4 protein-coding genes are annotated in these 5,354 nt (G+C 35.3%); 2 read left to right on the forward strand and 2 right to left on the reverse strand.

Annotated features, from left to right (window positions below):
* The first annotated feature begins 171 nt into the window (after nt 1-171).
* The gene (gene malQ, locus U9P79_02490) at nt 172-1,761 is read left to right on the forward strand and encodes a 4-alpha-glucanotransferase (GenBank protein MEA2103498.1); all 1,590 of its coding nucleotides are present in this window, start codon (nt 172-174) and stop codon (nt 1,759-1,761) included.
* Between the two features lie 9 nt (nt 1,762-1,770).
* Here the strand turns inward: malQ and U9P79_02495 are convergent, their stop codons facing one another.
* Nucleotides 1,771-3,165, reverse strand: a complete 1,395-nt coding sequence (locus U9P79_02495) for a 5'-nucleotidase C-terminal domain-containing protein (protein MEA2103499.1) — start codon at nt 3,163-3,165, stop codon at nt 1,771-1,773.
* On the reverse strand, nt 3,162-3,509 hold the full coding sequence (locus U9P79_02500) for an MGMT family protein (GenBank protein MEA2103500.1): 348 nt from the start codon (nt 3,507-3,509) through the stop codon (nt 3,162-3,164). The genes U9P79_02495 and U9P79_02500 overlap by 4 nt, the downstream gene beginning before the upstream one ends.
* Before the next feature lie 277 nt (nt 3,510-3,786).
* On the opposite strand from U9P79_02500, the gene gap reads away from it, so the two are divergent.
* Nucleotides 3,787-4,782: a type I glyceraldehyde-3-phosphate dehydrogenase gene (gene gap / locus U9P79_02505; GenBank protein ID MEA2103501.1), complete on the forward strand. Its 996-nt coding sequence runs from the start codon at nt 3,787-3,789 to the stop codon at nt 4,780-4,782.
* Nucleotides 4,783-5,354 lie beyond the last annotated feature (572 nt).

A 5,354-nucleotide genomic window follows, 5' to 3' on the forward strand; every position in this document is an offset into this window, starting at 1 on the left:
AATCCGGCTGAAAAAAATGGCTGCTATGTAATGAGTATTATTCATAATACTTTTTTCGATTTAGCGTGGGGGTTTACCCCCTCGCAGCCATTGTCCAAAAAGACTGACGAATAAATCCAGACAAAATGCCCTCAAATAACTCGGTTTTTTTAGATGTATTCTTGTAAAAAAATGAGGGGATGCGATATTAGGCTGAATTCATTGACAGGCATAAAATTATTGATACATTATGTCCAAAAAATTAAGACAGGAAAGTATATGACATTTAAAAGATCAGCTGGAATTCTTCTTCACCCAAGCTCACTGACGGGAAAGTTTGGCATGGGAAATATCGGGAAAGAGGCATTCGATTTTATAGATTTTCTCGCAAAAGCAAAACAAACAATTTGGCAAATACTGCCGCTGAATTTCCCCGGATATGGAAATTCTCCCTACAATCCAATTTCTGCTTTTGCAAATAATCCTCTTCTGATAGACCTGACAAGACTGATTGACCAAGGATTAATTTCAAATTTAGACCTTGAAAATTCACCAAAATTTTTGGATAGCAAGGTTGAATTTCATAAAGTCGAAAAATTTAAAATTAAGATTCTTAAATCAGCCTTCGAAATTTTAAAAAACAAGAATAATGTAAGATTGTATAGATCGTTTAAAAAATTTTGTTTTAAGAATCAGCAATGGTTAAACGATTTTGCATTGTTTGCTTCTCTTCGAGAACATCATCAGGGAAAATCGTGGAACACTTGGGAAAAGAATATCCGAAACCGAAAATCCACAGCAATAAAAATATGGGAAGAACAATTATCCGATCAGATTGAATTTCAGAAATTTCTTCAGTATATTTTCGCAAAACAATGGCGTGAACTGAAACTCTATGCCAATGAAAAAAGAGTGAAAATTGTCGGTGATATTCCCATTTATGTTGCTTATGATAGTGCAGATGTTTGGGCAAATCAGGATTTGTTCAAATTGAATAAGGATGGGAATCCAACCGTGGTAGCTGGCGTTCCCCCTGATTATTTTTCTCCAACCGGACAGCTTTGGGGAAATCCCATTTACAATTGGGTTAAAATGCAGCACGATGACTTTCAATGGTGGCAGGATAGAATTGCTAATTTATTAGAAAATGTTGATTATGTGCGTATTGATCACTTCATCGGTTTTGTTCGTAACTGGCAGGTGGCTTATGGCAAGAATACTGCTGAGCAAGGAGAATGGTTAGATGTTCCCGGTGAAAAATTATTGTCAACTTTAAAAAATAAATTCGGAGAACTGCCAATTATTGCAGAAGATTTGGGAGCATTAACAAAAGAAGTAATTGCTTTGCGAGATCAATTCGGATTTCCCGGGATGTTGCCACTTCAATTTGCTTTTGGTGATAATTTTGTTCCCCTAAATGAATTTCCCCAAAATAAAATAATTTATTCCGGAACACATGACAATGATACAACTCTCGGCTGGTTTAGAGCGGTACAAAATCACGAACCCAAAATTTATCAGAAACTTCAGGAAGTTTTAAATTCCAACGAAAAAAATATCTGCCGTGATATGATAGAATTTGCTTATTCCAGCCCTTGTATATGGGCTATAACATCTATGCAAGATGTTTTGGCTTTGGGAACGAAAGCAAGAATGAACACCCCGGGGACAGTTGGTGGGAATTGGGAATGGAGATTAAGTAAAAATATGTTAACCGATAAAATTGCAAACAGATTGGCAAAATTAACGAATAAATATAATCGCTTCCCTCCCGAAAATTAGCGGAATATGCTACTCATCCTTTTCCACCCATTTTTGGAGTAATGGTACTTCCCATTTCCCTGTTTTATAGAATTTGTCCTCGTCCAATTTCAACAAATCAATCACATATTCACCATTATAGTTATTAATTGCAATTTGAATTTCATTTGATTTTTCTTTAGAAATTTTATACTCAAAAACATCTTCAACTTGCTTAGGTGTGAGTTTTAAAACATATATTTCATTATTATATGGAAATACATTCCAAAGTGTTGCAAATTTCAAATCACCTTTTTCCAAACCTGAATTAACTCGGACATAAGCTATGTCGGCATCAGTTGCAGATAGATAAATTTCTTCTGCGATTTTTCCCATTGTTTCTTTAGTAATCTCTTGCGGAATATGTCCGATCACTCGCTCAGCATTCTCCTCCGGTCGCATTTGACGAAAATCTGTTTCCAAGATTTCCCCATTAATAATTTTAATAAAAGCATAATTTGCAAACTGCATCTCCGGTTCGTTACGTCCGGCATCAATATATTGGACAACCAAACTAAAGGGATTTTTAATCACATTTATTTGAACATAACCGAAAGGGCAATATTTTGACGGGTAAGTGATTGAACCGGTATTTATAATCAGGGGACCTTTGTTACCAAATTCTTCTATGATTTTTCGCTCGAAAAAATGTGTTGTTGCTGAAAGTACCAGATCACATTTTTTCATAACAATTTCTTTCTGTTCTTGGTCAAGTTGATCAATCCAAAAACCTGTTCGTGAATGAGCTGCAGCGATTACGATATCCTTTTTACCTTTTTGGATAGAGTCTAATATTTCTGTTAGGTATTGCTTTGAATTCGTTACAAATGCAAGTGAATCTTCGCGCGGACTATCTGAATAATGCAATTGAATTAGGTGGATTGTGTAATCCTTCACTTTGATTTTTGCGTAGTATTCACAGCCGTTTTCTCGTATTTCTACATCTGGGTAAGAAGCAAAATTTATTTCCTTGAAGAATTCTTTCCCGCTTCCCCAATCTCCCTGATTTTCACCGTAAAATTCATTCTCACCGTCTGCAATATTCGGATAAAAATGATTCCGCCACCACACATTTTTTTGTAAAAAGGGCAGAAAACTGTTTTCCCATCCTTTTTTTACATGATCACCGAGACCGATCACAAATTCTGTTTCATTATTTTCTATCCGGGTTACCATATTTGCAAACGCTTTACTGCTTTCTGGAGAATCACCTTTATTATCGCTCATTATCGTAAAATTAAAAGCAGAAACCTTATCCAACTCATTTATGGTATTTACGCCTTTTATTTTTCCGTTTTCAAATTCAATTTTTCCCGAACACCCAACTAACAGAAAACATATTAATAGAATCCAGCCTAATTTTTTAAGAATAATTTTTTTAATCATTCTGATTTATCCTTTAAATTTATCATATTATCTTTAAAATCTATTTGCCAAAGGAACTGTTTTTCGATTTTTCCTTTTGAAGAAAACCGCACACCCTCTTTTTCCAGCATGACTCTTTGCTCCGATATTGCATCATCATCTTTAAAGGATATTTGCAGTTTTGCATTTACAACTCGATGCCACGGAAGATCATATTTCTGCGAACAAGAATGGAGGATTCTAACAACCTGTCTTGCCCCATTTGGGTTACCGGCAAAAAAGGCTATTTTTCCATAAGAAATCACTTTTCCTTTTGGGATATTTTTTATCAACGTAATAATATTTTGCGTTAATTTATTTAGCATCTTGGAATCTCAAATATTTATTGTTCTACGTAAAGTTCCGAGAATATGGTAAAATACTGCGTTTCTACCGTTAGTTTATTAAATTATATTTTTTTTCTATTTATTGATATAATGAAATGGAAATGTCAAGAAAACTGACGTTACAAATTTGTGAATTTTTGAAAGTGGATTTTTAATTTTCATAAAAAGGATAAAATTTTTGTTGTGAATTCGATTATCTTGACAATATCGCCAGATGTTAAAATTAATAAAAATAAATAAATTAAAGGAGTTTTCTATGATAAACATAGCAATCAATGGTTTTGGCAGGATTGGGAGACTGGTTTTCCGAATTATGCACGAACGAGAAAATTTCAATGTTGTTGCCATAAACGACATCACCGATGCAAAAACATTAGCGCATCTCTTAAAATATGATTCAACTCACGGTCAATTTTGTGGAAAGATCGAATCCAAGGATGGAGCGATCCGGGTTGATGAAAAAGAAGTTAAAGTTTTTGCAGAACGCGATCCTGAAAATCTTCCCTGGAAGGATCTAAATGTGGATGTGGTAGTGGAATCTACCGGTGTGTTCCGCAAAAAAGCACAAATCGAAAAACATATCAGAGCAGGAGCAAAAAAAGTTCTCTTGAGCGTGCCTGCAAAAGATGAGATTGACGCTACTATTGTTCTCGGTGTAAATGATTATGATCTAAAGCCTGAAGATAAAATAGTTTCAAACGCCTCTTGTACCACAAATTGTTTCGCACCCATAGTAAAAATTTTGAATGATAATTTTGGAATTAAGAAGGGTTTGATGACAACAGTTCATGCATATACTGCCGATCAGAATCTTTTGGATGCTCCTCACCCGGGTGATTTGCGAAGAGCCAGAGCAGCTGCTATTAATATTATACCTACAACCACCGGAGCAGCAAAAGCAACCGGTAAAGTTATTCCGGAACTGAATAGTAAACTTGACGGTATGGCAATGCGAGTGCCGGTCATGGATGGTTCACTCGTGGATTTCGTTTGTGAATTGGAAAAAGACGTTACTGAAGCAGAAATAAATGCTGTTATAAAAAAAGCCTCTGAAAATGAATTAAAAGGAATCTTGCAATATTCCGATGAACCGCTTGTTTCCAGTGATATTGTTGGAAATCCGCATTCCAGCATCTTTGATTCACAGCTTACAAAAGTAATGAATAAGAATTTAGTCAAAGTTATTTCATGGTATGATAATGAGTTCGGATATTCAAACCGTGTTGTAGATTTGATTGAAAAATTGATTTAATTATTTTTTATGTCAGCTCTGTTACGGATTTGTTTGCGACGGAGCTGATATTTTTATCTTTTTAGGAAATATAAAATTCCAAAAGTAAAAAAAAATCAAAATTGTAATTCCCTAAAATCCCTTTATGCTGTTTCTGCTTTTACTCGAGTCCATCCGTAAACTCGCATTTTTTAAGCACCTTGCGGATGGTTGTTTTCCAAACCTCCGCAATGGTGGTCGTTTACACATCTCAACCATTGCGGAGGTTTCCAACCATCCGCAAGGTTTCGGAGTTTACGGATAGACTCTAATTAGTGTCTGTCCGTAAAGTAGCATATCAAGTAAAATATATTCTTCATCCTTTTTACAACTCATCCCCTAACCCCTTCTCTTCAAAGAGAAGGGGAACTTTTATCTCCCTCTCTCCGCCAGTTGGCGGAAGGGTCGGGGTGAGGTCGAAAAATAGTACTTTACGGACGCACACTAATTCGTTTTATTTATTTTATCAGTTTTTATGCGAATAATTTTTTCCCCCTCTTTTGCCATTCCAAGTTCGCGTGCTTTTTTTTCGATGACTTTCAAGTCAGCTTTTT

This window comes from Candidatus Cloacimonadota bacterium (assembly GCA_034661015.1).
Classification (GTDB): Bacteria; Cloacimonadota; Cloacimonadia; order JGIOTU-2; family JGIOTU-2; genus JAYEKN01.

What these genes read in the sequence shown, in the direction of transcription:
- malQ (MEA2103498.1), top strand. Translation starts at nt 172, where the DNA reads ATGAGGGGATGCGATATTAGGCTGAATTCATTGACAGGCATAAAATTA.
- U9P79_02495 (MEA2103499.1), bottom strand. Translation starts at nt 3,165, where the DNA reads ATGATTAAAAAAATTATTCTTAAAAAATTAGGCTGGATTCTATTAATA.
- U9P79_02500 (MEA2103500.1), bottom strand. Translation starts at nt 3,509, where the DNA reads ATGCTAAATAAATTAACGCAAAATATTATTACGTTGATAAAAAATATC.
- gap (MEA2103501.1), top strand. Translation starts at nt 3,787, where the DNA reads ATGATAAACATAGCAATCAATGGTTTTGGCAGGATTGGGAGACTGGTT.